This is a genomic window from Mesorhizobium sp. B2-4-14 (assembly GCF_006442155.1).
Classification (GTDB): Bacteria; Pseudomonadota; Alphaproteobacteria; order Rhizobiales; family Rhizobiaceae; genus Mesorhizobium.
The window spans coordinates 44,299-68,692 of record NZ_VFVA01000007.1 but is presented as its reverse complement, the minus strand read 5'-3'; the positions used below and the strand labels follow the sequence as shown (position 1 = coordinate 68,692).

Genomic DNA, 24,394 nt, shown 5'->3' with positions numbered 1-24,394 from the left:
ACATGCCGGCTTTCTCCCAAGGCCTGGAAAAGGCGCTTCACCAGGCGCTGACGCTCGCCAATGAGCGGCACCATGAATATGCAACCCTTGAACATCTGCTGCTCGCGTTGATCGACGACACGGAGGCCGCCGCCGTCATGCGCGCCTGCAACGTCGATCTCGACGAGCTGAAGCACACTGTTCTCACCTATATCGACACCGAGCTCGACAACCTCGTCACCGGTTACGACGAGGATTCCAAGCCGACGGCCGGCTTCCAGCGCGTCATCCAGCGCGCTGTGATCCATGTGCAGTCCTCGGGCCGCGAGGAGGTATCGGGCGCCAACGTGCTCGTCGCCATTTTCGCCGAGCGCGAGAGCCATGCCGCCTATTTCCTGCAGGAACAGCAGATGACCCGCTATGACGCGGTCAACTATATCTCGCACGGCATCGCCAAGCGTCCGGGCGCATCGGAGACGCGCTCGCCGCGTGGCGCCGATGACGAGCAGGGCGGCCAGAATGGCGCCGAGCCGCAGGAGGAAGGCGGCAAGAAGAAGCAGCAGCAGGATGCGCTGACGGCTTATTGCGTCAACCTCAACAACAAGGCCAAGGCCGGCAAGATCGATCCGCTGATCGGGCGCGAGTCGGAGATCAACCGTACCATCCAGGTGCTGTGCCGCCGCTCGAAGAACAACCCGCTCTATGTCGGCGATCCCGGCGTCGGCAAGACGGCGATCGCCGAGGGGCTGGCCAAGCGCATCGTCGAGGGCGATGTCCCCGAAGTGCTGCACAACGCCACCATCTTTGCGCTCGACATGGGCACGCTGCTGGCCGGCACGCGCTATCGCGGCGATTTCGAGGAACGGCTGAAGCAGGTCGTCAAGGAACTCGAGGATTATCCCGGCGCGGTGCTCTTCATCGACGAGATCCACACCGTGATCGGTGCGGGCGCGACGTCGGGCGGCGCCATGGATGCGTCGAACCTTTTGAAGCCGGCCCTGTCGTCGGGTGCGATCCGCTGCATCGGCTCGACCACCTACAAGGAGTTCCGCCAGTTCTTCGAGAAGGACCGCGCTTTGGTGCGGCGCTTCCAGAAGATCGATGTCAACGAACCGACCGTCGAGGACGCCATCGAGATCATGAAGGGCCTCAAACCCTATTTCGAGGAATTCCACAAGGTCCGCTACACCAGCGAAGCCATCAAGGCCTCGGTGGAACTGTCGGCGCGCTACATCAACGACCGCAAGCTGCCGGACAAGGCGATCGACGTGATCGACGAGACCGGGGCCTCGCAGATGCTGGTGCCGGAAGCCAAGCGCAAGAAGACCATTGGCATCAAGGAGATCGAAGCCACCATCGCCACCATGGCGCGCATCCCGCCGAAGACGGTTTCGGCCGACGACGAGAAGGTGCTGCAGGGCCTCGATATCGAGCTGAAGCGCGTCGTCTACGGCCAGGACACGGCGATCACGGCGCTGACCTCGGCGATCAAGCTGGCGCGGGCCGGCCTGCGCGAACCGGAAAAGCCGATCGGCTCCTATCTGTTCTCGGGCCCGACCGGCGTCGGCAAGACCGAGGTCGCCAAGCAGTTGGCTGCTTCGCTTGGCGTGGAGCTGATCCGCTTTGACATGTCGGAATATATGGAACGCCACACCGTTTCCCGGCTGATCGGCGCGCCTCCCGGCTATGTCGGCTTCGACCAGGGCGGTCTGTTGACCGATGGTGTCGACCAGCATCCGCATTGCGTGCTGCTGCTCGACGAAGTGGAAAAGGCACATCCGGACCTGTTCAACATCCTGTTGCAGGTCATGGACCACGGCAAGCTGACGGACCACAACGGCAAACAGATCGACTTCCGCAACGTGATCCTGATCATGACCACCAATGCGGGTGCGTCGGATGCGCAGCGCGCGGCGATCGGTTTTGGTTCGACCAAGCGCGAAGGCGACGATGTCGAGGCGATCAACCGGTTGTTCACGCCGGAGTTCCGCAACCGCCTCGATGCGATCATCCCGTTCGGCTCGCTGCCGGTGCCGGTCATCCATCAGGTGGTGCAGAAGTTCGTCATGCAGCTCGAAGCCCAGCTCTCCGAGCGTGGCGTCACCTTCGACCTGTCGCCGGATGCGATCGCCTGGCTCGCCGACAAGGGCTATGACGAGCGCATGGGGGCACGGCCGCTCGGCCGCGTGATCCAGGAGCACATCAAGAAGCCGTTGGCCGACGAGGTGCTGTTCGGCAAGCTGAAGAAGGGCGGCACGGTGCGTGTCACCGTCGAGAAGAAGGAAACCGGCGAGACCGGCCTGAAGCTCGAATCGCTGGCCGACGAAGCGCCGGTGAAGCCGAAGAAGGAAGAGCCGGAAGACGCGCCGAAGCCGCGCAAGGCGGTGGCCAAGAAGCCTTCCGCAAGGAAGGTAGTGGCGCAGAAGCCGGAGCCCAAGGGCAAGGATGGCGGCAAGCGCAGCCTTGTACCGCAGCTGCCCCGCAAGGGCTGACAGCTCTTGCTCCAGTAATAAAAAAGCCCCGGAGACGGGGCTTTTTTATTGCGCCATAGTCATCATGCGAGTGCGGCGAACAGACGCCTCAGCTTGCGAGTGCGGCACGGATCTTGCCGGCATTCTCGGCCAGCACTTCCGGCTTCTCCATCTGTCCGGAATGCGGTTTGAGCGGCACGCCCTCGAAGCGCGGAACCACATGGACATGCAGGTGGTAGACGGTTTGTCCGGAGGCCGGCTCGTTGAACTGCATGAGGGTGACGCCGTCGGCGTTGAAGGCCTTTTTCACGGCCACCGCCACTTTCTGCACGACGGCAAACAATGGGCCGAAGGTCGCCGGGTCGGCGTCGAGGATGTTGCGCGACGGTGCCTTTGGCACCACCAGCGTATGCCCCGGTCCTTGCGGCATCACATCCATGAAGACCATGACCGCATCGTCTTCGTAAACGCGATGCGAGGGAATTTCTCCACGCAGGATCTTTGCGAAGATGTTGTCGGTGTCATAGGCGGTTTCAGCCATGGCGAATGCTCCAGATTGTGCCTCGCCGTCCCGTGTAGCGAAGCTCTTCGGGAGCGGCAAGACGATGACGGGCGATCAGGCGAGATCGACCATCCAGATTCGACAAGTGCGCGATGGAAGCGCCTTTTGCGATGCGATGATCTATCGAAATAAAATGCGGCGCAGACGCCAAACCCTGCATGTGTCCTTAGGGGCTTACGCACCCATGGCCGGGGCATGGCATGCCAAAAAGCCTGCTATTCCTCGAGATCCTTGCGGAATGGGGTATGCTCTTCCAGATATTCGCCCATCCGCTCCACCTCGCGCCTTTCGCGCCTGAGGTAGTCGGCGACCGCGTTGCGTAAGCCAGGGTGCGAAATGTAATGGGCCGAATGCATGGTCACCGGCCGGTAGCCGCGTGCCAGCTTGTGCTCCCCTTGCGCGCCCGCCTCGACCACCTTCAGCTTGCGTTCGATGGCGAAGTCGATGGCCTGGTGGTAACAGACCTCGAAATGCAGGAAAGGGTGATCCTCGATGCAGCCCCAGTTGCGGCCGTAGAGCGCGTCGGAGCCGATGAAATTGATGGCTCCGGCAATGTAGCGCCCGTTGCGCCTGGCCATCACCAGCAGGATGTCGTCCGCCATGCGTTCGCCGATCAGCGAAAAGAACTGGCGGTTCAGATAGGGGCGGCCCCATTTGCGGCTGCCGGTGTCCATGTAGAAGGTAAAGAAGTCGTCCCAGGCCTTTTCGGTCAGATCCTTGCCGGTCAGCCAGTCGATTGAGATACCGTCGGCAAGCGCCTCGCGCCGTTCCTTCTTCATTGCCTTGCGCTTGCGCGAAGCCAGCGTGGCGAGGAAGTCGTCATATGTCGAAAAGCCTTCGTTGAAGAAGTGGAACTGCTGGTCGGTGCGATGCAGGAAGCCCGCGGCCTCGAGCGTCGCGACGTCGTTCTCCTGCGCGAAGGTGACATGCGCCGAGGACACGCCGAGCTTGTCGGTCACCATTTTGAGACCGGCCGCAAGACCAGCCTTCACCGCATCCTGATCCTCGCCCTTGCTGACCAGCAGGCGAGGGCCGGTGACGGGCGTGAATGGCACGGCGCACTGCAGTTTCGGGTAATAGCGGCCGCCGGCCCGCTCGAAGGCATCCGACCAGCCGTGGTCGAACACATATTCGCCCTGGCTGTGCGATTTCAAATAGCAGGGGACTGCGCCCAGCAGCCTGCCTTGTGCATTTTCGAGCCGCAGGTGATGTCCTTGCCAGCCGGTGCGCCTGACAGCGCAACCGGAATCCTCAAGCGCGCTCAAAAAAGCAAATGAAACGAGGGGATTGTAGCCGCTTTCTGCATTATTGCGCGACGTGCCGACAAAGCCATCCCATTCATCGCAAGTGAAGGCACCGATACCAGCGGCGATGCGGATTGAAAACTCCGCGTTCGCTGTTTGCCCGTCGCCGTCATCGCCCTGATCCATGCGGCTTATTTAAGCTCCATCCGGGCCGCTACAAGTCACGTTTGAGTCACCTCGTTCAGGCGATCTCGACGAGGTCGGGTTCGAACCCTTCGAATGTCATCTGATCCGCATATTTGAAGGTCAGGTCGACCGCGGGCTGATCATGCACTGTCCAGGTGATAACTGGCATTTTGAGTTTTTCACGCACGAAACTGACAAACGGGTTCGGCAGGTCGCCGGCGGCATACGACGTGAAGGAGAGCTCATGCGCCAGCATGGCGAAATGCGCTTCGATCAGCTTGAGGTCCCTGCCGTAGGCCGTCAATCCAGCGGGAAGGCCAGGCGCGTGCTTTGGGAAATCGCGGATCAGCCAATGATCGAACGACATGATCGCCGCCTTGCCCGTGTAGCGCTTGAGCATCTTGCCGACTCGCGCCACCAGGCCTTCGTCCCGACCGGGAATCCCTTTCAGTTCGACGACAATGGGCACGCGACCATCGACGAGGTCGAGCGCTTCCTGCAGCGTCGGCACGTGATCGGCCGTGCCCCCAACCTTGAGCGCGGTCAGTTCAGCCGCGCTGCGTTGCCAGACGAAGCCATCCTGTCCGGTCAGCCTTTTCAGGTCGTCATCATGGATGATGATGGGAACGCCGTCCGACGACAGATGCACGTCGCATTCGATGGCATAGCCACGTTCGGCCGCGGCTGCGAAGGCGGAAAGCGTGTTTTCCCAGCGCGTCTTGTTCATGTCGTGAAAGCCGCGATGGGCAACGGGCCGGGCGATCAGCCAGGAGAGGTCGGTCATGTCAGGCCTTCGCTCACTCGACTTCGAAGATTGCTTCGATTTCCACCGCGGCGTTAAGCGGCAGCGAGGCGGTGCCGACAGCGGAGCGGGCATGCTTGCCGCGCTCGCCAAGGGCGGCGACCAGGAAATCGGAGGCGCCATTGGCAACCAGATGCTGCTCGACAAAGTCAGCGGCGGAGGCGACGAAGACGGTGATCTTCACCAGCCTGCGGATCTTCTCAAGATCACCGAGGGCGGCCTTGGCCTGGGCCAGAATGTTGATCGCGCAGTATTTTGCCGCGTCCTTGCCGGTAGCGGTGTCGACGTCGCGGCCGAGCAGCCCGGTCGCCTGCAGCTTGCCGTCCTTGAGCGGCAACTGTCCGGCGGTGAACAGCAGGTGGCCGGTCCTGCAATAGGGCACGTAGTTGGCCGCGGGCGCGGCCGCGACAGGAAGCGTCACGCCGAGATCGCTTAGCCGCTTTTCGATTGTTTCACTCATTGCTTTTCCCTATTGCTGGAAGGCGCCGCGCTGGCCGGGCCGAAATTGCTATTTTTGCCTCGCTTCCGCCACGACTTTTTTTAAGCTGGACCATCTTTCCCTGCGGCCTGCCACCAGCCGCGACGATCGGAGTACCTCATGCGCGCAACGCGCCTCGCATTCAACGCCGTTTTTTTGTCGGCGGTCTTCTCGATGGGCCCCGCCTTTGCCGTGCCGGCGTTGCAGGCGCACCGCGCCGTGTACGACCTTACCCTCAACAAGGCCTCAGACCGCTCCGGCATTACAGGCATATCCGGGCGCATGGTCTATGAATTCAACGGTTCGGCTTGCGAAGGCTATACGGTTAAATTCCGTTTCGTCACCCAGATCGTCACCAACGACAACACCAGACTGACCGACCAGCAGACGACGACGTTCGAGGACGCCGAAGGCAAGACCTTTTCGTTCGTGACCAAATCCTTTGTCGACCAGAATCTCGACAAGGAGGTCAAGGGTATGGCCACGAAAAATGCCAAGGGGTTGAAAGTCGTTATCGACAAGCCCGAGAAGAACAGCCTGGAGCTAGCCACCACCCAGTTTCCGACCCAGCATCTGGTCGAACTGATCGGCAAGGCCGAGAAGGGCGAAAACTTCTACCAGACAAACCTGTTCGACGGTTCGGAAGATGCCAACAAGGTGATGACGACCACCGTCGTCGTCGGCAAGAAGACCGACGCCGACAAGGCCGATCCCGAGGCGCCGGCGCTGGCGAAGCTCGCCACCGACAAATACTGGCCGGTCGACATCGCCTATTTCGACGACAGCGCCCAGAACGGCGAAGAGGTGCCGGAATACCGGATCAGCTTCAAGCTGCACGAAAACGGCATCACCCGGGATCTCGTCATGGACTATGGCGATTTCTCGATGACCGGCAAACTGGTCAACCTGTCGCTGTTCGACCAGACAAAGCCCTGCCCGGTGTCGAAGTAGCAGCGCAATTGAGCTGGCCGCGGCGGGCTTGATGGCGGTCTATGTCGATGCGGCGATCTGGAAGTGGGCCGGTCATCTCTGGTGCCACCTCCTGGCTGATGATACCGACGAGTTGCATCGCTTTGCCGCCGAGCTCGGCATCAAGCGCTCGTCCTACCAGGGCCCGCCCAAGACATCGGCGCCGCATTATGACATAACCGGCTTCGAGCGCGACCGCGCGGTGCGGCTCGGCGCCGTCGAATGCAGCCGCGAGCAGATCGTCGCAATCTTCCGGCGCGTGCGTGTGGCCAACGGAAAGGCTAAGCCATGACACCAACGGCATTCCTGGCTTATTGCGCCGCGATTACGCTGGCCGCCGCGACGCCAGGTCCGGCGATGTTCGCGGTCATCACCAATGGTGTGTCGCGCGGTTTCCGTCGCGCCTTCATGGCCGGCGTCGGCGTCGCCGCCGGCGATGCCGTGCTGGTCACCCTCGCACTGCTCGGGCTGGTGGCGCTGGCCCAGACGTTCGAATGGGTCTTTCTTCTGCTGAAATATGCAGGCGCCGCCTATCTGATCTATCTCGGGATCCGGATGTGGCGTGCCGCAGCCGCGCAGCCGGATAAACCGCAGGCGACTGAAGCAAGGTTGTCGCGATCGTTCCTGCTCGGCGCGTCCATTGCGCTCGGCAATCCAAAGGCGATCCTCTTTCACGCCTCGATCATGCCGCTGATCCTCAACCTCGATACGATGACCTTTTTCGACGGCCTGCTCGTGGTGGCCGTTGTCATCAGCGTCAATGTCCTTACCATGGGGGTCTATGCCGCCCTGGCGGGCCGAGCATCGGGCTGGTTCACGACGCCGAGGCGCATGCGGCTGATGAACAGGTTCGCCGGCAGCGCCATGATCGGTACCGGAGCGCTGATTGCCGCACGCTGAGCGCTGACGCGCCACAACGCTTGCGTTTGTCGCGCTTCCCCTCTATATGCCCGCTCATTCCACACACGGACTTTGGTGTCTGCCCGGGAGAAATCCGGCTGAAACCTCCGGTGGCGTTCGAGGACTGAAGTCCAAAAATGCCTGTGTCCGTGGAGGCTAACCGGAAAGGAAAATGAGAATGGCACTGCCTGATTTCAGCATGCGCCAGCTTTTGGAAGCTGGCATTCACTTCGGCCACCAGACCCATCGCTGGAACCCGAAGATGGCGCCCTACATTTATGGCGCCCGCAACAACATCCACATCATCGACCTGTCGCAGACGGTGCCGTTGCTGCACCAGGCGCTTAAGCAGGTTTCGGACACCGTCGCCAAGGGCGGCCGCGTGCTGTTCGTCGGCACCAAGCGCCAGGCGTCTGATATCGTCGCCGATGCGGCGCAGCGTTCGGCACAGTACTATGTCAATTCGCGTTGGCTCGGCGGCATGCTGACCAACTGGAAGACGATCTCGAACTCGATCCAGCGCCTGCGCAAGCTCGACGAGATGCTTGCCGGCGAGGCGCAAGGGTTGACCAAGAAGGAACGCCTGAACCTCGATCGCGAGCGCGAGAAGCTCGACAAGGCGCTGGGCGGCATCAAGGACATGGGCTCGACGCCCGACCTGATGTTCGTGATCGACACCAACAAGGAAGCGATCGCCATTCTCGAGGCCAAGCGCCTCGGCATTCCGGTCGTCGCGATCATCGATTCGAACTGCGACCCGGACAAGATCGACTTCCCGATCCCCGGCAATGACGACGCGGCCCGCGCCATCCAGCTCTATTGCGACCTGATCGCCAAGGCTGCGATCGACGGCATCGCCCGTCAGCAGGGCGCGCTCGGCGTCGACATCGGCGCTTCGGTTGAAGCCCCGGTCGAACCGGCGCTCGATCCGGCTCCGGCGTCGGAAGCTCCCAAAGCTTGATAGTCGAAGGCCGGTTGCGGCCTTCATCTTTCTCATATTTTGGCACGCTAAACAGACGCACCATCGAATGCCGATGGTGCGTCGGTGCATTTAAAACAAAGAGGCGACAATGAGCATTTCGGCTGCACAGGTCAAAGAACTCCGCGACTTGACCGGCGCGGGCATGATGGACTGCAAGGCGGCGTTGAACGAGACCAACGGCAACATGGAAGAGGCCGTCGACTGGCTGCGCAAGAAGGGTATCTCCAAGGCCGACAAGAAGGCCGGCCGTACCGCTGCCGAAGGCCTGATCGGCGTCGACAATGGGGTGCGCGAGGCTGCGGTCGTCGAGGTCAATTCCGAGACCGACTTCGTTGCCCGCAACGCCGCCTTCCAGGAAATCGTCGCCAACGTCGCCAAGGTGGCGCTTGCCTACGGCACGACCGAGGCGGTTGCGGCGGCCCAATATCCGGGTTCGGACAAGTCGGTCACCGACACGATCAAGGACGCGGTCGGCACCATCGGTGAGAACATGGGCTTCCGCCGCTCGGCCAAGCTCACCGTGCCACATGGCGCGGTGGCGACCTATGTGCACAACGCGGTTGCCGACGGCCTCGGCAAGCTCGGCGTGCTGGTCGCGATCGAGACCACCGGCAATGAGCACGCCGCCAACGCCTTTGGCCGTCAGGTTGCCATGCATGTCGCTGCCACCAACCCAATGGCGCTGACGGCAGAGCAGATCGATCCGACCGCGGTGGAACGTGAAAAGGCGATCTTCTCCGACCAGGCGCGCCAGTCGGGCAAGCCGGAGGCGATCATCGAGAAGATGGTCGAAGGCCGCCTGCGTAAGTTCTACGAGGAAGTCGTGCTCCTGAAGCAGGCCTTCGTGCTCAATCCCGACATCACCGTCGAGAAGGCGCTGAAGGATGCCGAGAAGGAAATCGGCGCCCCGGCCAAGATCACGGCCTATCTGCGCTTCGCGCTCGGCGAAGGCATCGAAAAGGAAGAGACGGATTTCGCGGCGGAAGTCGCGGCGGCGGTCAAGAAGTAAGCCGCTTACCGCCATATCCCGAAAGCGGTTTTCCGGCCTGGCGTCCGCAGGGATGTCAGGCCGATTTCTTGCGCGATGTCGATAAAGGCCCGCAGTTTCAGCGCCCGATATAGGCGGGGAGACAGACGATCACGGCGTGAAAGGGTGGCGCCAGCCGGATCGTGACCATGTCCTGCGCGATCATTTTCTGCTTCGGTTCACAGTCCAGGTCAAGGTCGCCGGAGGCGTCGTGACCGGCGACAAGCCTCTCTGCCATTCGCCGCCCGTGGTGGTCGAGGGCCGGGCCGCCAGCCTCAGCAGCACCTGATCCAGAAAGCCTGAAATTTTGCACAAGGGCGCGGCGTGACATCGCTGCGCCCTTCGTGTATCCGATCAACCCGCCATGACAGAACCGCCGGGTGAAGCAAGGGCCTTTCGCCTCCGGAACCTGCCGCGCCGAGATTTTCGAGGAACCAGATGACGGTGAAGCCCCTCTACCGACGTGTCTTGCTGAAAGCCTCGGGTGAAGCGTTGATGGGCGAGCAGCATTTCGGCATCGACGTTTCGGTCGTGGATCGCATTGCCGCCGACATCGCGGAGGCCCGCGCGCTGGGCATCGAGGTCGGTGTCGTCATCGGCGGCGGCAATATCTTTCGAGGTGTGGCCGTCGCCTCCAAGGGCGGAGATCGCGTCACCGGCGATCACATGGGCATGCTGGCCACGGTCATCAACTCGCTGGCGCTGCGCACGTCGCTGAACAAGATCGGTGTCGACGCCGTCGTGCTGTCCGCGATCGCCATGCCCGAGCTGTGCGAGAGCTTTTCGCAGCGCCAGGCGACCGCCTACATGAATCAGGGCAAGGTGGTGATCTTCGCCGGTGGCACCGGCAATCCGTTCTTCACCACTGATTCGGCCGCGGCACTTCGCGCCGCCGAAATCGGTGCCGATGCACTGTTCAAGGGCACGCAGGTCGATGGTGTCTATTCGGCAGATCCGAAAAAGGACCCGAATGCGACGCGTTTCGAGCGCATCAGTCACGCTGAAGTCATAAAGCGCGGCCTTTCCATCATGGATACGGCTGCGATTGCACTTGCGCGCGAAAACAACATTCCGATAATCGTCTATTCGATCCACGAAAAAGGTGGTTTCGGCGATATTCTGAGGGGCGGCGGCCGCTGCACGGTCGTCGCGGATGATTGATCCGGGCCTGATCCCTAAAAAGGGAAACCGGCTTTTCGAGAATCAGGCTCGCACATGGGGCGTTGCCCCGAAGCAGTGAACCCGCGGCAGACGGGTCGAGGAGACTAAGATGAGTGGTGAGTACGACGACCTCAAGAGGCGCATGGATGGGGCGATCGCCGCGTTCAAACATGATCTGGCTTCGCTGCGGACCGGTCGCGCCTCCAGCAATCTGCTCGATGCCATCCAGGTTCAGGCCTACGGCACCACCATGCCGATCAATCAGGTGGCCAACGTCACCGTGCCGGAACCACGTATGATCTCGGTGTCCATCTGGGACAAATCGATGGTCGGCGCGGTCGACCGCGCCATCCGTGAATCCAATCTGGGCTTCAACCCGATCGTCGACGGCACCAATCTCAGGATTCCGCTGCCGGAACTCAACGAACAGCGCCGCAAGGAACTGGTCAAGATCTCGCATGGCTATGCCGAGAACGCCCGCGTCGCTGCACGCCATGTGCGCCGCGACGGCATGGACTTCCTGAAGAAGGCCGAGAAGGACGGCGCGATCAGCGAGGACGATCATCGCAAGCGTTCGGATCAGGTCCAGAAGCTTACCGATGAAACGATCAGCACCATCGATCATCTGCTTTCCGACAAGGAAGCTGAAATCATGCAGGTTTAGGGTTGGGCTTCGGCTGACCCGAAAGCGAGATCATGACAACGCCCGCGCATGTCGCGATCATCATGGATGGAAATGGACGCTGGGCCAAGGCGCGCGGCATGCCGAGGCTCGCGGGTCATCGCGCCGGCGTCGAGGCGCTACGCAAGACGGTGCGCGCGGCACCGGCTCTCGGCATCTCATTCCTGACCGTCTATGCCTTCTCGTCGGAGAACTGGTCGCGGCCAAAGTCCGAAGTCAGTGACCTAATGGGGTTGTTGAAACTGTTCATCCGCCGGGATCTGGCCGAACTGCACCAGAGCGGCGTGCGGGTCAGGATCATCGGCGACAGGGCAGGGCTGCAGCCGGACATAAGAGGCCTGCTCGAAGAGGCCGAATCGCTGACAATCCGGAACACGTCACTGACGCTGGTCATCGCCTTCAACTATGGCGGACGCGATGAGATCGTGCGCACGGCGCGCAAGCTCGCCGAAGCCGTCGGGCGGGGTGAGTTGGACAGCGAGGCGATCACCGCCGACAGCTTTGCCGCCTCTCTCGACACACAGGGCATCCCCGATCCCGAACTTGTCATCCGCACCAGCGGCGAGCTTCGCCTTTCCAACTTCCTCCTATGGCAGGCTGCCTATAGCGAGCTCGTCTTCCTGCCGTGCTACTGGCCGGACTTCAGCCGCGAACACCTGGCAGAAGCCCTGCGCGAATTTGCCGGCCGCGAACGCCGTTTCGGCGGACTGGACCCGCAAGACGTCGCATCGCGACCGGCCGCGGGATGAGCAATCTTCAGCTCCGCGTCATTTCAGCGGTCGTGCTTGCCATCGTTGCCCTTGGCCTGACCTGGCTGGGTGGCCTGCCTTTCCGGCTGCTGTGTGCCGTCATGTCGGCGATGATCTTTTACGAGTGGACGCGCATGTCGCGGCCCGCTGGGGCCAAGCGGCTCGGCTTCCTGCCCGAGATGCTGACTGTCGTTTTCATCGGCGCCTTGATTGCCGGCCTTCCCGCATTCTGGCTGCTGTCCCTCGTCTTGTTTCTGATTGCGGTGACAGCGATTGCCGCTCTGGTTCGCGAGACCGGGCAGTGGGAGGCGAGCGGCCTTGCCTATGCCAGCGTGTCCGGCCTGTCGCTTGCCTTGCTGCGCAATGGCGATCATTCGGGTCTTGTCGCCATCCTGTTCCTGTTCGCGGTCGTCTGGGCGACCGACATTTTTGCCTATTTCGTCGGGCGCGCCGTCGGCGGTCCGAAATTGGCGCCGTCAATATCACCCGGCAAGACGCGCAGCGGCGCGCTTGGCGGCGCGGTTGGCGGTGTTGTCGCCGGGCTCATTCTGGCCGCTATTGCCGGTGCCGGCAATCTGGCCTTGCTTGGCGTGGTGGCGCTCGTGCTTTCGATTGTCGCCCAGGCCGGCGACCTATTCGAATCCTGGGTCAAACGGCGTCACGGACGCAAGGATTCGGGCGTGCTCATTCCAGGCCATGGCGGCGTCATGGACCGCGTCGACGGGCTTGTCGCGGCGGCTCTCGCCCTATACGTCATCGGCTGGATGGCGGCGGGCGCCGATCATCCGGCGCAGGGGCTGTTTCCCATTTGACCTTGTCGTTTCACGATCTGGTGCGGATACGCCTTGGATTCGCCTGGATTGATGTCACAGTCACGCCTCAACGGCGGAAGAATTTTGAGGGCATGACTTGAACGGGATTCTTCACGCGATTTTCAGTACGGAAGGTTTCTTCCTCGGCACGCTCGTGCCGTTTCTCTTCGTGCTGACCGTGGTGGTGTTCGTCCACGAAATGGGCCACTACCTTGTCGGCCGCTGGTGCGGCATTGGCGTCAGGGCCTTTTCGATCGGCTTCGGTCCCGAACTCATAGGCTTCAACGACAGGCACGGCACGCGCTGGAAGCTTTGCGCCATACCGCTTGGCGGCTATGTCAAATTTGTCGGCGACATGAGCGCCACCTCCAGCCAGCCGACATCGCAAGAACTCGAAACACTGACCGACGAGGAGCGCAAGGTTGCCTTCCACACCCAGGCGATCTGGAAGCGCGCGGCGACGGTGGCGGCCGGGCCTCTGTTCAATTTCCTGCTGACGATCGTCGTCTTTGCCGTGCTGTTTGCCGCTTATGGCCGTTATGTCGCGGAGCCCATGGTGGCTGAAGTTACCGCCGACAGTCCGGCGGCGAAGGCCGGCATCATGCCCGGCGACCGATTCGTCAGCGTTGATGGCAGCAAGGTCGAGACCTTCGGCGACGTGCAGCGGCTGGTCTCGGGCCGTGCCGGCGACACCATCACCTTCGTCATGCTGCGCGACGGCAAGGAAGTCACGGTGACCGCGACCCCGAAGTTGATGGAGCAGGAAGACGCGCTCGGCAACAAGATCAAGGTTGCGGTGATCGGCGTCGTCAACAACAAGGAACTCGGCCAGCCCCGTCTCATCACCTACACCCCGGTGGGAGCGGTTGCGGCGGCAGTCGAGGAAACAGGCCATGTCATCGAGCGCACGGGCCAGTTTTTGCAGCGCTTCGCCGTCGGACGCGAGGACAAGTGTCAATTGGGTGGTCCCGTCAAGATCGCCGACATGGCCGGCAGGGCGGCCAAGCTGGGTTTCGAGTGGCTGGTGCAGCTTGTCGCGCTGCTGTCCGTCGGGATAGGCATTCTAAACCTTTTGCCGATTCCCCCCCTCGACGGAGGCCATCTCTTGTTCTACGGGGTGGAGGCCGTCATCCGCCGGCCGGTGTCGGAACGGATGATGGAAATGGCCTATCGGGCCGGTCTGCTTCTGGTCTTGTGCTTCATGGGTTTCGTATTCTGGAACGATCTGTTTGGGTGCTGAAATCATGAAGAAATTTGGCTTTGGCATGGTCGATGTTGAGACGCCGTTTACCATGCACGGGGATATGAGTGACGCGAAAGCCACGCAGCAGGGTTAAGTAAATACAAATTAACCAGAAGCCTTGCGTGTAGGGAAAATCCGGTTAATACGGTAGGGGAAATTACCGCACGTCCGGTTTTCTCGCCGTGGGGACTACGAGAAAAGGTTATTAAGCCCGATGAAGGCAGCATCCAAGTTTTTGAACGCCGCGTCAGCGGCGGCACTGTCCGCCGCTTTGGTTGTGCCAGGCGCGCTCGCAGTGCAATTCGTTGCCACATCGGCGGCTGAAGCCGCTGTCGTCAGCAGGGTGGAGGTCAGCGGCAACCAGCGTGTCGACGCCGATACGATTCGCAATTACATCACCATCAAGCCGGGCAAGGCCTTCTCGAGTTCCGACATCGACGCCGCGGTCAAGGCGCTGTTCGGCACCGGGCTATTCTCGGACGTGCGGATCAACCAAGTCGGCTCGACACTGGTGGTCAAGGTTTCCGAATACAAGGTCGTCAACCAGGTGCTGTTCCAGGGCAACAAGAAGCTCAAGGACAATGCACTCCAGGCCGCGGTCCAACTGAAGCCGCGCGGCACCTTCTCGCAGGCGACGCTGGATTCGGACGTCGAGGCGGTCAAGGCCGCCTACAGGCGCATCGGCCGTGACGATGCCGGCGTGACCACGCAGGTCATGGAGCTCGGCGACAACCGCGTGAACGTGGTGTTCCACATCACCGAAGGCGACCGCACGCAGATCGCGGCGATCAATTTTGTCGGCAATAGCGCTTATTCGAGCCGCCGCCTGTCGGACGTAATCAACACCAAGCGCTCGTCCTGGGTTTCGTTCATCCTGCGTGACGACGTTTATGACGAGGACAAGCTGCGCGCCGACCAGGAACTGCTGCGCCGCTTCTATTACAATCACGGCTATGCCGATTTCCAGGTCGTGTCCGCTGTCGGCGAACTCGACAGCGCGACGAACAAGTACACGGTTACTATCACCGTCCAGGAAGGCGAGCGTTACACGTTCGGCGATATCAGCGTCGAAAGCACCATCCCGGAAGTGGACTCGAAGGCGCTTGAATCGGTGGTCGAGACCCACAAGGGCGATGTCTACAACGCCAAGGACGTCGAAGACACCATCGTAGCGCTCACCGAGAAGGTGGCCGGTTCGGGCTATGCCTTTGCGCAGGTGACGCCACGCGGCGACCGCAACTTCGAGAACCATACGATTTCGGTCGTTTATACGATCGACCAAGGAACCAAGGCCTATATCGAGCGCATCGAAATCCGCGGCAACGACCGCACGCGCGACTATGTCATTCGCCGCGAGTTTGACGTCAGCGAAGGCGATGCGTTCAACCAGGTACTCATCCAGCGGGCGAAGAAGCGCCTGGAAGACCTGAATTATTTTGACAAAGTCGAAATCTCGACAGTGCCCGGTTCGCAGCCCGACCAGGTTGTGCTGGTGGTCGACGTGGTCGAGAAATCGACGGGCGAATTCTCGGTTGGCGCCGGTTATTCGACTGGCGGTGACACGGCCGGCCCGTCGGTCGAAGGATCGATCACCGAGCGCAACTTCCTCGGCCGTGGCCAGTACATAAAGCTGTCGGCGGGTGGCGGCAGGCATTCGCGCGACTACAGCCTCTCGTTCACCGAGCCGTATTTCCTCGGGCGGCGCATCGCCGCCGGCTTCGACATCTACAAGTCGACGCGGCAATACAACGGCAATTACGACAGCGACACCACGGGTGCGACCGTGCGCTTCGGCCTGCCGATCACCAACAGCATTACGACCCAGCTGGCCTACAACATCTCGCAAGAGAAATATTCGGTGGATGACAGTTGCGGTCCCACCAGTCCAGGAGATCCCAGCGGCACCTGTAACATTTCCCAGGCCGTTCTGGATGGCATTGAGCAAAGCCCCTGGATCAAGTCGTCGGTCAGCCTGGGGCTGGTCTACAACACCATCGACGACATGAAGAACCCGCATGAGGGTATCTACGCCAACACGACGGTGGAGGTCGCGGGCCTGGGCGGCGATGCCAAGTTCGTGAAAATAACGGGGCGCGGCAGCATCTACCAGACGCTTTCCGAGCAACTCGACCTCGTAGGCCTGGTTTCGGGTGGCGCTGGTCATGTTGAGAGTTACGGTGGCGGCGATCTGCGCATTTTCGACCACTTCCAAAGCACCGATCGCATGATCCGGGGCTTCGCCTATGGCGGCATCGGGCCGGTCGCTTCCGGAACCAGCGGCGACCATGTAGGAGGGACGACCTACTTCAACGCGTCGACCGAGGCCCAGTTCCCGCTTCCGGTCATTCCCGAGAGCTTCGGCCTGCGTGGTGCAGTGTTTGCGGACGCGGCGACGCTTTATGGCAGCAAGCTCGCATCCGGCTTGGTCAATCCAGATTCTACTGGTATGAAATTGCGCGCTTCGGTGGGTGTCGGCGTGATGTGGGCTTCGCCGTTCGGCCCGATCCGTATCGACTATGCGATCCCGGTCAAGAAGGAAGCGACCGACGATGTGCAGGAATTCAACTTCGGCATATCGACCCGCTTCTGATCGGCGGCTAACGATGCTCCCGGATTTTTCGGATCCGGGAGAAATGTTCCGACCTAGCTGGATATAGCTTCTGGAATGACCGATCCGGTGTTCTTCGCGCCATCACGCCGGTATACGGCGGCCGAAGTCGCGAATCTGACCGGCTCGGTGCTTGTCGATTCCGGCCAATCCGATGTTTCGATCGAAGCACTGGCACCAGCCAGCGAGGGCGGAGCGAATGCGCTCGTCTTCGTGGACGGCAGGCGTAATTCCGCGCTGATGCCATCGCTGCGGGCCGCGGCGGTGCTATGTCCAGCCGAATTCGCCAACAAGGCGCCGGTCGGCATCGCTGTGCTGATCCACCCGCGACCGCAGCAGGCATTCGCGCTGGTCGGGCGACTGCTGTTCCCCACGGCCGCCACGCCAGGGCCAATGACCGGCGAAACCGGCGTTTCGCCGCATGCCCATGTCGATCCAACCGCGCATGTCGAAGCCGGCGTGATCATCGAGGCCGGCGCGGTCGTTGGGCCGGGCGTCTCGATCGGCAGCGGCACCGTGATCGCGCCCAATGCCGTCATCGGGCAGTCCTGCCAGATCGGACGTAACGGCTATGTTGGCCCGGGCGCGAGTATCCAATATGCGCTGATCGGCAACCGGGTCATCATCCATGGCGGGGCCAGGATCGGCCAGGATGGCTTTGGCTTCGTCGGCGGCGCCAAGGGGCCGGAACGTGTTCCCCAGATCGGTCGGGTGGTCATCCAGGACGATGTCGAGATCGGCTCCAATTCCACTGTCGATCGCGGCGCCATGTCGGATACGATTATCGGTCAGGGCACCAAGATCGACAATCTCGTGCAGATCGCCCATAACGTCCGCATCGGTCGCAATTGCATAGTCGCCGGGCTTTCAGGTATTTCCGGTTCCGTGGTCGTGGGTGACAATGTCACCATGGGCGGCGGCGTCGGACTTGCGGATCATCTGACCATCGGCACGGGAGCCAAGCTTGCCGCCAGAAGTGGATTTATGAGCAATGTTCCTGCCGGCGAGATCTGGGGCGGCTATCCGGCGCAGCCGATGGCGGAAGCGATGCGAGAGATAGCCATGTTGCGCACGATGGCCAGGGCACGCAAGCAGGGCAAGGACAATGGCTGACATGGTGGCGGCGACGACGCTGGAAGCGGTCGACATAATGGGGCTGATGAAGCTTCTGCCGCATCGTTATCCATTCCTGATGATCGACCGCATCGTCGACATCGATGGCGATGAATCCGCCATCGGCATCAAGAACGTCACCATCAACGAGCCGCATTTTCAGGGCCATTTCCCCGAGCAGCCGGTGATGCCGGGCGTGCTGATTGTCGAGGCAATGGCGCAGACGGCCGGCGCCATCTGCATCCGCAGCCTTGGGGCGTCGAAGCCATCGCTGGTCTATTTCCTGACCATCGACAACGCCAAATTCCGCAAACCGGTCGTTCCCGGCGACCAGTTGAAGATCCACGTCAAGAAAATCAAGAAGCGCGGCAACCTGCTCAAATTCGCCTGTGAAGCCATGGTCGAGGGCACCAAGGCGGCCGAGGCCGAGATTTCAGCCATGATGGTCACCGGCGACTGACGATCGAATGCTTATGAAAATCATGACTTCAATCCATCCTTCCTCCGTCGTGGAGGAAGGCGCTCAGATTGGCCAGGGTGTGCGTATAGGGCCGTTTTGCCACGTCAGCGCCGAGGCCGTGATCGGTGATGATGTCGAATTGGTCAGCCATGTCTCGGTGATGGGCGCGACCACCATCGGTTCCTCGACCAAGGTCTACCCGATGGCGATACTGGGTGGGCCACCGCAGAACACCAAGCACAAGGGCGGACGCACCACGCTGGTTATCGGCGCCAACTGCACCATCCGCGAAGGCGTCACCATGCATGTCGGCACCGACACCAGCCGCGGCGAGACGACGGTGGGCGACAATGGCAACTTCCTCGCCTATGCCCATATCGCCCATGATTGCGTGGTCGGCAACAACGCCACCTTCGCCAATGGAGCGACGCTGGGCGGCCACTGCGAGATCGGTAACAGTGTCTACATTGGCGGCCTGACCGCCGTCCATCAGTTCGTGCGCGTTGGCGATAACGCGTTTCTGGGCGGTTGCTCCGCGATCGTGGGCGATGTCATTCCTTACGCCATCGCCGTTGGCAACCGCGCCAGCCTGCGCGGCCTCAACATTATCGGCCTGAAGCGTTCCGGCCTGCCAAGGTCCGAAATCCATTTGCTGCGGAAAGCTTACAAGACGATCTTCGACCGTTCCCGAACCGTTGGCGAAAACATCGAGTTCGCGAAAGCAGAGTTCGCTTCGTCCCCAACCGCGATGAAGATCATCGATTTCATCACCAGTCGCGGCAAGCGGCACTATGCGGTGCCATCGCTCAAGGGTGGCGATGACGACGATGCCGACGATGAAGACTAAGACAGCGGCAAGCGGTCTTGATCTCCCGCCTGATGCCAGGGTTGGCATCATCGCCGGCGGCGGCAGTCTTCCGGTCGAAGTCGCGCAAGGCTTGGCCACACGAGGGTATCCGCCTTTCGTCCTGTTGATGGAAGGCGAAGCTGATCGCGAGCGGGACCTGCGTCTATACGAGCATGACAGCCTGGCCCTGGAGCAGATCGGCTCCCTGGTACCGACGCTGAAGCGATATGGAATCACGCATCTGGTTCTGGCCGGCGAAATCAAACGAAGGCCGCAATTGGCCAGGATTCGCCTGAGCCTTGGCCTGCTGGCGATTTTGCCCTCGGTGATCATGGCGCTGGCGCGTGGCGATGACGGCCTGCTGAAGGTCGTGACACGCGGTCTGGAAAGGCGGGGCATCAAGGTGATCGGCGCGCATCAGGTCGTTCCCGAACTCGCCGCCGCCGAAGGCACGCTGACCGCCACGGCACCGAAGCAATCGGACTGGCGTGACATCGAAGCGGCGAGGCAGGCAGCCAAGGCCATCGGCGCACTCGATATCGGCCAGGCGGCAATTGCCATCGGTGGCAGGGCGATCGCGCTCGAAGGCATCGAAGGTACGCACGGCCTGCTCGAAAGAACACGAGAGCTGCGCGGCCATGGCCGGCTTGCCGGCAAGACCCGTGGGGTTCTGGTCAAGTGTGCCAAACCTGGCCAGGAATTGCGCGCCGACCTGCCGTCGATCGGACCACAGACGGTCGAGACGGCGCATGCGGCCGGGCTTGCCGGCATCGCGGTCGAGGCTGGACGTTCGCTGATCCTCGAAGGTCCGGTGACGCTGGGGCGCGCCAATGCGCTCGGCCTGTTCATCGTCGGCCTGCCAGCAACGGAGCCGCCACATGGCTGACAAGGCGCTGAAGATCGCAATCGTGGCCGGTGAAGAATCCGGCGATCTGCTGGGCGCCGACATCGTGCGTTCGCTGAAGGCATTGACAGGCCGCGAGGTGCAACTCGTCGGCCTTGGCGGTCGCCATTTGCAGGGGCTAGGGCTGGTTTCGCCCTTCGATGCCGGCGAGGTCGCGCTGATGGGTTTCAGTGCCGTCCTGCGCGATCTGCCGCGCCTGATGCGGCGGATCGGCCAGATGGCCGGGATGATCGCGGACGCGAAGCCGGATTGCCTGATCACCATCGACAGCCCGGACTTTTCGCTGCGCGTTGCCAGGAAGGTACGCGCGGCCAACCCGTCGATCCCGATCGTCCACTATGTCTGCCCGAGCGTCTGGGCGTGGCGGCCGGGCAGGGCGGTGGCGATGAAGCCCTATGTCGATCACATATTGTGCATCCTGCCGTTCGAAGTGAAGGAACTCGCCAGGCTTGGCGGCCCGCCCGGCACCTATGTCGGGCACCGTCTCGCTCATGACGCGGGTGTGCTCTCGGCGGCGAAGGCTCAAGGGCAGCCGCGCGACCTTTCGCCGGACCGCGTGAAGACGCTGCTTGTCCTGCCCGGCTCGCGGCGCGGCGAGGTGCGGCGACTGCTGGAGCCGTTTGGCGAGACCGTGTCGATGCTGCGGGCACGCGGACACCGTCTTCGGCTGATATTGCCGACGGTGCCCCATGTCGCGGACACCGTCCGTTCCGCTGTCACGCGCTGGGATGAGAAACCCGAGATCATCCTCGAGCCCGAGCGTAAATGGCAGGCCTTCGGCAAGGCCGACGCGGCGTTGATCGCGTCCGGCACGGTCTCCCTGGAACTGGCGTTGTCCGGTGTGCCGATGGTCTCCTGCTACCGCCTCGACCCTGTCGCGCGCGTCGTCGCGCCGTATCTCGTTACCGTCTGGTCGGCGCTGCTGCCCAACCTGATCTCGGATCGCGCGCTGATCCCGGAGTTCTACAACGAGTACGTCAAACCGAACAATCTGGCGCGCCAGTTGGAAGGGTTGTTGACCGACACCGGCATCCGCGCCTGGCAGAAAGATGGGTTTGCCGAGATCGCACGGCGCATGGCGACGGACAGGCCGTCCGGTGAGATCGCGGCGCAGGTAGTGATGGAGTGTGTGAGGAAGCGAGTGAGTAGTGAGTAGTGAGCTGACTGCTGACTGCTGACTACTCCCTGTCCTTTTTACCGCTTGGCGATCGGCACGTAATCGCGCTCCGGCGCGCCGGTATAGAGCTGGCGCGGGCGGCCGATCTTCTGGCGCGGATCCTCGATCATCTCTTTCCATTGCGCGATCCAGCCGACAGTGCGGGCGACCGCGAACAGCACCGTGAACATGGTGGTGGGGAAGCCCAGCGCCTTCAGCGTGATGCCGGAAAAGAAGTCGACATTCGGGTAGAGCTTCTTCTCGATGAAATAAGGATCGGTCAGCGCGATCTTTTCCAGTTCCATGGCGATGTCGAGCAGCGGATCGTCCTTGATGCCGAGCTCGCCCAAAACCTCGTGCGCCGTTTTCTGCATGATCTTGGCGCGCGGATCGTAATTCTTGTAGACGCGATGGCCGAAGCCCATCAGCCGGAACGGGTCGTTCTTGTCCTTGGCGCGGGCGATGAACTCCGGGATGTGGTCGACATGGCCGATCTCGCCCAGCATGTTGAGCGCCGCTTCATTGGCGCCGCCATGCGCCGGGCCCCACAGGCAGGCAATGCCAGCGGCGATGCACGCAAACGGGTTGGCGCCCGAAGAGCCGGCGAGGCGAACCGTGGAGGTCGAGGCGTTCTGCTCGTGATCGGCGTGCAGGATGAAGATGCGCTCCATGGCGCGCGCCAGCACCGGGTTGATCTTGTACTCCTCGCACGGCACGGCGAAGCACATATGCAGGAAGTTTGCCGCGAAACCGAGATCGTTCTTCGGGTAAATGAACGGCTGGCCGATATGATATTTATAGGCCATGGCCGCGATGGTCGGCATCTTGGCGATCAGCCGCATGGAAGCGACCATGCGCTGGTAGGGGTCAGAGATGTCGGTGGAGTCGTGATAGAAGGCCGACAGCGCGCCGACCACGCCGCACATCACCGCCATCGGGTGCGCGTCGCGACGGAAGCCGGTGAAGAAGCGCGACATCTGCTCGTGCACCATTGTGTGGCGTGTCACGCGGTAATCGAAATCGTCCTTCTGCGCCTTGGTGGGCAGTTCGCCGTAGAGCAGCAGGTAGCAGACTTCCAGGAAGTCGCCGTGTTCCGCCAACTGGTCGATCGGGTAGCCGCGATGCAGGAGAATGCCCGCATCGCCGTCGATGAAGGTGATCTCCGATTCGCAACTCGCGGTCGAGGTGAAGCCGGGATCGTAGGTGAAGGCGCCGGTTGTGCTGTAAAGCGTGGCAATGTCGATGACGTCGGGGCCGACGGAGCCACTTCGCACCTTGAACTCATGAGTCTTGCCGCCGAGCTCCAACTTGGCCGTGGCCTCCTGGGTCTTGCCGCCAAATTCCAGTTTTGTCGCAGCTTCGGTCATTGCAAACTCCTTCTCGTTTCATCATGCCGGCAAAGGCAAATTTCTGCGAAGCGACACGTCGAAATCACTGCAATGCGCGTATTCGCCACCGCATTTTAGGAGGTGCGTGCCAGATTGGGCCAAGGCCTAATGTTGCACTGCGAAACCCGCCTTTCAATGCCAATCTTTTTGGGCCAGTTTGCTCCTAATCGATTTGATCCGCTATGCGACCCAGGCTTTCCTCACGCCCCAGCACGGCCAGTACGTCGAACACGCCGGGCGAGGTGCTTTTGCCGGTCAGGGCGGCGCGCAAGGGCTGTGCCACGGCGCCCAGCTTGTGGCCTCCAGCCAGCGCATAGTCGCGGATCGCGGCCTCCGCAGCGGCAGCCGTCCAGTCCCCCGGAAGCGCATTCAAGGCTTCGTGGGCGCCGCGCAGGATCTTGCGGGAATCGTCGTTGAGCAGCAGCGCCGCCTTGTCGTCGACCGGCAGCGGCCGCTCCGCAAACAGGTAAGCGGCGCCATTGACGAGTTCTACCAGCGTCTTGGCGCGCTCCTTCAGGCCCGGAAGGGCCGCCAGCAATTGCGCCTTGTTATGCTCGTTGAGGCGCGCGGCCATCGCCGGGCCGCCCTCGAGATAGGGCAGGGCGGCGATGAAGATGTCGAACAGTTCGGCGTCGCTCATGCGGCGCATATGGACGCCGTTCAGCGCATCCAGCTTGGCGAAATCGAAACGGGCGGCGCCCTTGTTGACGTCGCCGATGTCGAACCAGGAGATCATGTCCTTGATCGACATGATCTCGTCGTCGCCATGGCTCCAGCCGAGGCGCGCCAGGTAATTGAGCAGCGCCTCCGGCAGATACCCCATGGCGCGATAGGCTTCGACGCCGAGCGCGCCATGGCGCTTCGACAGCTTGGCACCGTCGGCGCCGTGGATCAGCGGGATGTGCGACATCGATGGCACGTCCCAGCCCATGGCCTTGTAGATCACCGTCTGGCGGGCCGCATTGGTCAGGTGATCGTCGCCCCGAATGATATGCGTTACGCCCATGTCATGGTCGTCGACGACGACGGCGTGCATGTAGGTCGGGTTGCCGTCCGAACGCAGAATGATGAAATCGTCGAGATCCTTGTTGGGGAATCGCACCTCGCCCTGGACACGGTCGTGCACCACCGTCTCGCCCTCGGTTGGCGCCTTGATGCGGATTGCGCCCTTGACGCCGGGAGGCGCCTCGGACGGATCACGATCACGCCACTGGCCGTTGTAGCGTGGCGGCAGGCCCTTGGCACGCGCTGCCTCGCGCATCGCCTCCAGTTCGGCAGGCGTCTCGTAGCTGTAGTAGGCCTTGCCCAGGCGCACGAGTTCCTCGGCCACCTCGCGATGCCGCGGCGCGCGCTCGAATTGGGAGACAGCGTCGCCGTCCCAGCCAAGACCGAGCCAGGAGAGTCCGTCCAGGATGGCGGCCGTCGCCGCATCGGTCGAACGCTCGCGATCGGTGTCCTCGATGCGCAGCAGCATCGTACCGCCAGTGTGTTTGGCATAGAGCCAGTTGAACAGCGCCGTGCGGGCGCCGCCGATGTGCAGATAGCCGGTGGGCGAGGGGGCAAAACGGGTGACGACCTTGTCGGACATGAAATTCTTGGAAACCATCTGAAGCGGGGTTGGGTTGCGCGGACTTTCGCGCGTCGCGGGTTCATGTACCATAGGGCGTCAGG

Annotated in this window: 24 protein-coding genes; 17 read left to right on the top strand and 7 right to left on the bottom strand. The window is 61.9% G+C overall.

What is annotated here, in order from left to right; all coding sequences use genetic code 11:
* The first annotated feature begins 2 nt into the window (after nt 1-2).
* Nucleotides 3-2,471 (top strand): ATP-dependent Clp protease ATP-binding subunit ClpA, encoded by a 2,469-nt coding sequence (gene clpA / locus FJ938_RS08840; protein ID WP_140606999.1) that lies wholly within the window; start codon nt 3-5, stop codon nt 2,469-2,471.
* A gap of 88 nt (nt 2,472-2,559) precedes the next feature.
* On the opposite strand, the gene FJ938_RS08835 is transcribed toward clpA, so the two are convergent.
* From FJ938_RS08835 to FJ938_RS08820, 4 genes are all read right to left on the bottom strand, one after another.
* Nucleotides 2,560-2,991, bottom strand: coding sequence for an HIT family protein (locus tag FJ938_RS08835; RefSeq protein ID WP_140606998.1), 432 nt, complete (start codon nt 2,989-2,991; stop codon nt 2,560-2,562).
* A gap of 236 nt (nt 2,992-3,227) precedes the next feature.
* Nucleotides 3,228-4,442, bottom strand: coding sequence for a GNAT family N-acetyltransferase (locus tag FJ938_RS08830; RefSeq protein WP_140692883.1), 1,215 nt, complete (start codon nt 4,440-4,442; stop codon nt 3,228-3,230).
* 55 nt (nt 4,443-4,497) lie between these two features.
* Nucleotides 4,498-5,226 (bottom strand): glycerophosphodiester phosphodiesterase, encoded by a 729-nt coding sequence (locus FJ938_RS08825; RefSeq protein WP_140692881.1) that lies wholly within the window; start codon nt 5,224-5,226, stop codon nt 4,498-4,500.
* A 13-nt stretch (nt 5,227-5,239) separates the two neighbouring features.
* Entirely contained in the window at nt 5,240-5,704 is a 465-nt protein-coding gene (locus tag FJ938_RS08820) for a RidA family protein (RefSeq protein ID WP_140606995.1), read from the bottom strand.
* 138 nt (nt 5,705-5,842) lie between these two features.
* On the opposite strand from FJ938_RS08820, the gene FJ938_RS08815 reads away from it, so the two are divergent.
* From FJ938_RS08815 to tsf, 5 genes are all read left to right on the top strand, one after another.
* On the top strand, nt 5,843-6,673 hold the full coding sequence (locus tag FJ938_RS08815; protein WP_140692878.1) for a cell envelope integrity EipB family protein: 831 nt from the start codon (nt 5,843-5,845) through the stop codon (nt 6,671-6,673).
* Nucleotides 6,674-6,704: 31 nt separating this feature from the next.
* A complete protein-coding gene (locus FJ938_RS08810) occupies nt 6,705-6,983 on the top strand; it encodes a DUF4031 domain-containing protein (protein WP_140692876.1) in 279 nt (92 codons plus the stop codon).
* Complete coding sequence (locus FJ938_RS08805) at nt 6,980-7,591, top strand: LysE family translocator (protein WP_140692874.1); 612 nt, start codon at nt 6,980-6,982, stop codon at nt 7,589-7,591. Before FJ938_RS08810 ends, FJ938_RS08805 begins: the two co-directional genes overlap by 4 nt.
* Before the next feature lie 178 nt (nt 7,592-7,769).
* Complete coding sequence (gene rpsB, locus FJ938_RS08800; protein WP_140606991.1) at nt 7,770-8,552, top strand: 30S ribosomal protein S2; 783 nt, start codon at nt 7,770-7,772, stop codon at nt 8,550-8,552.
* A gap of 109 nt (nt 8,553-8,661) precedes the next feature.
* Nucleotides 8,662-9,582 (top strand): translation elongation factor Ts, encoded by a 921-nt coding sequence (tsf, locus tag FJ938_RS08795; RefSeq protein ID WP_140692871.1) that lies wholly within the window; start codon nt 8,662-8,664, stop codon nt 9,580-9,582.
* Between the two features lie 97 nt (nt 9,583-9,679).
* On the opposite strand, the gene FJ938_RS29360 is transcribed toward tsf, so the two are convergent.
* The gene (locus FJ938_RS29360) at nt 9,680-9,838 is read right to left on the bottom strand and encodes a hypothetical protein (protein WP_181169039.1); all 159 of its coding nucleotides are present in this window, start codon (nt 9,836-9,838) and stop codon (nt 9,680-9,682) included.
* A gap of 200 nt (nt 9,839-10,038) precedes the next feature.
* Between FJ938_RS29360 and pyrH the strand changes: the two genes are divergently transcribed.
* The 11 genes from pyrH (at nt 10,039) to lpxB (ending at nt 21,335) form a co-directional block, all read left to right on the top strand.
* Complete coding sequence (pyrH, locus tag FJ938_RS08790; RefSeq protein ID WP_140606988.1) at nt 10,039-10,761, top strand: UMP kinase; 723 nt, start codon at nt 10,039-10,041, stop codon at nt 10,759-10,761.
* 109 nt (nt 10,762-10,870) lie between these two features.
* Nucleotides 10,871-11,425, top strand: a complete 555-nt coding sequence (gene frr / locus FJ938_RS08785) for a ribosome recycling factor (protein WP_140606987.1) — start codon at nt 10,871-10,873, stop codon at nt 11,423-11,425.
* 32 nt (nt 11,426-11,457) lie between these two features.
* The gene (locus FJ938_RS08780) at nt 11,458-12,192 is read left to right on the top strand and encodes an isoprenyl transferase (protein ID WP_140606986.1); all 735 of its coding nucleotides are present in this window, start codon (nt 11,458-11,460) and stop codon (nt 12,190-12,192) included.
* Entirely contained in the window at nt 12,189-13,004 is an 816-nt protein-coding gene (locus FJ938_RS08775; protein WP_140606985.1) for a phosphatidate cytidylyltransferase, read from the top strand. The genes FJ938_RS08780 and FJ938_RS08775 overlap by 4 nt, the downstream gene beginning before the upstream one ends.
* Before the next feature lie 97 nt (nt 13,005-13,101).
* Entirely contained in the window at nt 13,102-14,244 is a 1,143-nt protein-coding gene (gene rseP, locus FJ938_RS08770; protein WP_140606984.1) for an RIP metalloprotease RseP, read from the top strand.
* Nucleotides 14,245-14,461: 217 nt separating this feature from the next.
* Nucleotides 14,462-16,837 carry an outer membrane protein assembly factor BamA gene (gene bamA, locus FJ938_RS08765; protein ID WP_140692869.1) on the top strand — a complete coding sequence of 792 codons (2,376 nt, stop codon included), beginning with the start codon at nt 14,462-14,464 and terminating at the stop codon, nt 16,835-16,837.
* A 75-nt stretch (nt 16,838-16,912) separates the two neighbouring features.
* Complete coding sequence (gene lpxD / locus FJ938_RS08760) at nt 16,913-17,968, top strand: UDP-3-O-(3-hydroxymyristoyl)glucosamine N-acyltransferase (RefSeq protein ID WP_140606982.1); 1,056 nt, start codon at nt 16,913-16,915, stop codon at nt 17,966-17,968.
* Nucleotides 17,961-18,428: a 3-hydroxyacyl-ACP dehydratase FabZ gene (gene fabZ, locus FJ938_RS08755; RefSeq protein ID WP_140606981.1), complete on the top strand. Its 468-nt coding sequence runs from the start codon at nt 17,961-17,963 to the stop codon at nt 18,426-18,428. The genes lpxD and fabZ overlap by 8 nt, the downstream gene beginning before the upstream one ends.
* 13 nt (nt 18,429-18,441) lie before the next feature.
* The gene (gene lpxA, locus FJ938_RS08750; protein WP_140693048.1) at nt 18,442-19,275 is read left to right on the top strand and encodes an acyl-ACP--UDP-N-acetylglucosamine O-acyltransferase; all 834 of its coding nucleotides are present in this window, start codon (nt 18,442-18,444) and stop codon (nt 19,273-19,275) included.
* Nucleotides 19,247-20,161, top strand: coding sequence for an LpxI family protein (locus FJ938_RS08745; RefSeq protein ID WP_140692867.1), 915 nt, complete (start codon nt 19,247-19,249; stop codon nt 20,159-20,161). The genes lpxA and FJ938_RS08745 overlap by 29 nt, the downstream gene beginning before the upstream one ends.
* Entirely contained in the window at nt 20,154-21,335 is a 1,182-nt protein-coding gene (lpxB, locus tag FJ938_RS08740) for a lipid-A-disaccharide synthase (protein WP_140692864.1), read from the top strand. Before FJ938_RS08745 ends, lpxB begins: the two co-directional genes overlap by 8 nt.
* Nucleotides 21,336-21,373: 38 nt before the next feature.
* Here lpxB and gltA read toward each other — a convergent pair whose 3' ends face one another.
* Both gltA and gltX read right to left on the bottom strand, forming a co-directional pair.
* Complete coding sequence (gene gltA / locus FJ938_RS08735) at nt 21,374-22,702, bottom strand: citrate synthase (RefSeq protein ID WP_140692862.1); 1,329 nt, start codon at nt 22,700-22,702, stop codon at nt 21,374-21,376.
* A gap of 184 nt (nt 22,703-22,886) precedes the next feature.
* Nucleotides 22,887-24,311 carry a glutamate--tRNA ligase gene (gene gltX / locus FJ938_RS08730; RefSeq protein WP_140606977.1) on the bottom strand — a complete coding sequence of 475 codons (1,425 nt, stop codon included), beginning with the start codon at nt 24,309-24,311 and terminating at the stop codon, nt 22,887-22,889.
* Nucleotides 24,312-24,394 lie beyond the last annotated feature (83 nt).

What these genes read in the sequence shown, in the direction of transcription:
- clpA (WP_140606999.1), top strand. Translation starts at nt 3, where the DNA reads ATGCCGGCTTTCTCCCAAGGCCTGGAAAAGGCGCTTCACCAGGCGCTG.
- FJ938_RS08835 (WP_140606998.1), bottom strand. Translation starts at nt 2,991, where the DNA reads ATGGCTGAAACCGCCTATGACACCGACAACATCTTCGCAAAGATCCTG.
- FJ938_RS08830 (WP_140692883.1), bottom strand. Translation starts at nt 4,442, where the DNA reads ATGGATCAGGGCGATGACGGCGACGGGCAAACAGCGAACGCGGAGTTT.
- FJ938_RS08825 (WP_140692881.1), bottom strand. Translation starts at nt 5,226, where the DNA reads ATGACCGACCTCTCCTGGCTGATCGCCCGGCCCGTTGCCCATCGCGGC.
- FJ938_RS08820 (WP_140606995.1), bottom strand. Translation starts at nt 5,704, where the DNA reads ATGAGTGAAACAATCGAAAAGCGGCTAAGCGATCTCGGCGTGACGCTT.
- FJ938_RS08815 (WP_140692878.1), top strand. Translation starts at nt 5,843, where the DNA reads ATGCGCGCAACGCGCCTCGCATTCAACGCCGTTTTTTTGTCGGCGGTC.
- FJ938_RS08810 (WP_140692876.1), top strand. Translation starts at nt 6,705, where the DNA reads ATGGCGGTCTATGTCGATGCGGCGATCTGGAAGTGGGCCGGTCATCTC.
- FJ938_RS08805 (WP_140692874.1), top strand. Translation starts at nt 6,980, where the DNA reads ATGACACCAACGGCATTCCTGGCTTATTGCGCCGCGATTACGCTGGCC.
- rpsB (WP_140606991.1), top strand. Translation starts at nt 7,770, where the DNA reads ATGGCACTGCCTGATTTCAGCATGCGCCAGCTTTTGGAAGCTGGCATT.
- tsf (WP_140692871.1), top strand. Translation starts at nt 8,662, where the DNA reads ATGAGCATTTCGGCTGCACAGGTCAAAGAACTCCGCGACTTGACCGGC.
- FJ938_RS29360 (WP_181169039.1), bottom strand. Translation starts at nt 9,838, where the DNA reads ATGGCAGAGAGGCTTGTCGCCGGTCACGACGCCTCCGGCGACCTTGAC.
- pyrH (WP_140606988.1), top strand. Translation starts at nt 10,039, where the DNA reads ATGACGGTGAAGCCCCTCTACCGACGTGTCTTGCTGAAAGCCTCGGGT.
- frr (WP_140606987.1), top strand. Translation starts at nt 10,871, where the DNA reads ATGAGTGGTGAGTACGACGACCTCAAGAGGCGCATGGATGGGGCGATC.
- FJ938_RS08780 (WP_140606986.1), top strand. Translation starts at nt 11,458, where the DNA reads ATGACAACGCCCGCGCATGTCGCGATCATCATGGATGGAAATGGACGC.
- FJ938_RS08775 (WP_140606985.1), top strand. Translation starts at nt 12,189, where the DNA reads ATGAGCAATCTTCAGCTCCGCGTCATTTCAGCGGTCGTGCTTGCCATC.
- bamA (WP_140692869.1), top strand. Translation starts at nt 14,462, where the DNA reads ATGAAGGCAGCATCCAAGTTTTTGAACGCCGCGTCAGCGGCGGCACTG.
- lpxD (WP_140606982.1), top strand. Translation starts at nt 16,913, where the DNA reads ATGACCGATCCGGTGTTCTTCGCGCCATCACGCCGGTATACGGCGGCC.
- fabZ (WP_140606981.1), top strand. Translation starts at nt 17,961, where the DNA reads ATGGCTGACATGGTGGCGGCGACGACGCTGGAAGCGGTCGACATAATG.
- lpxA (WP_140693048.1), top strand. Translation starts at nt 18,442, where the DNA reads ATGAAAATCATGACTTCAATCCATCCTTCCTCCGTCGTGGAGGAAGGC.
- FJ938_RS08745 (WP_140692867.1), top strand. Translation starts at nt 19,247, where the DNA reads ATGACGACGATGCCGACGATGAAGACTAAGACAGCGGCAAGCGGTCTT.
- lpxB (WP_140692864.1), top strand. Translation starts at nt 20,154, where the DNA reads ATGGCTGACAAGGCGCTGAAGATCGCAATCGTGGCCGGTGAAGAATCC.
- gltA (WP_140692862.1), bottom strand. Translation starts at nt 22,702, where the DNA reads ATGACCGAAGCTGCGACAAAACTGGAATTTGGCGGCAAGACCCAGGAG.
- gltX (WP_140606977.1), bottom strand. Translation starts at nt 24,311, where the DNA reads ATGTCCGACAAGGTCGTCACCCGTTTTGCCCCCTCGCCCACCGGCTAT.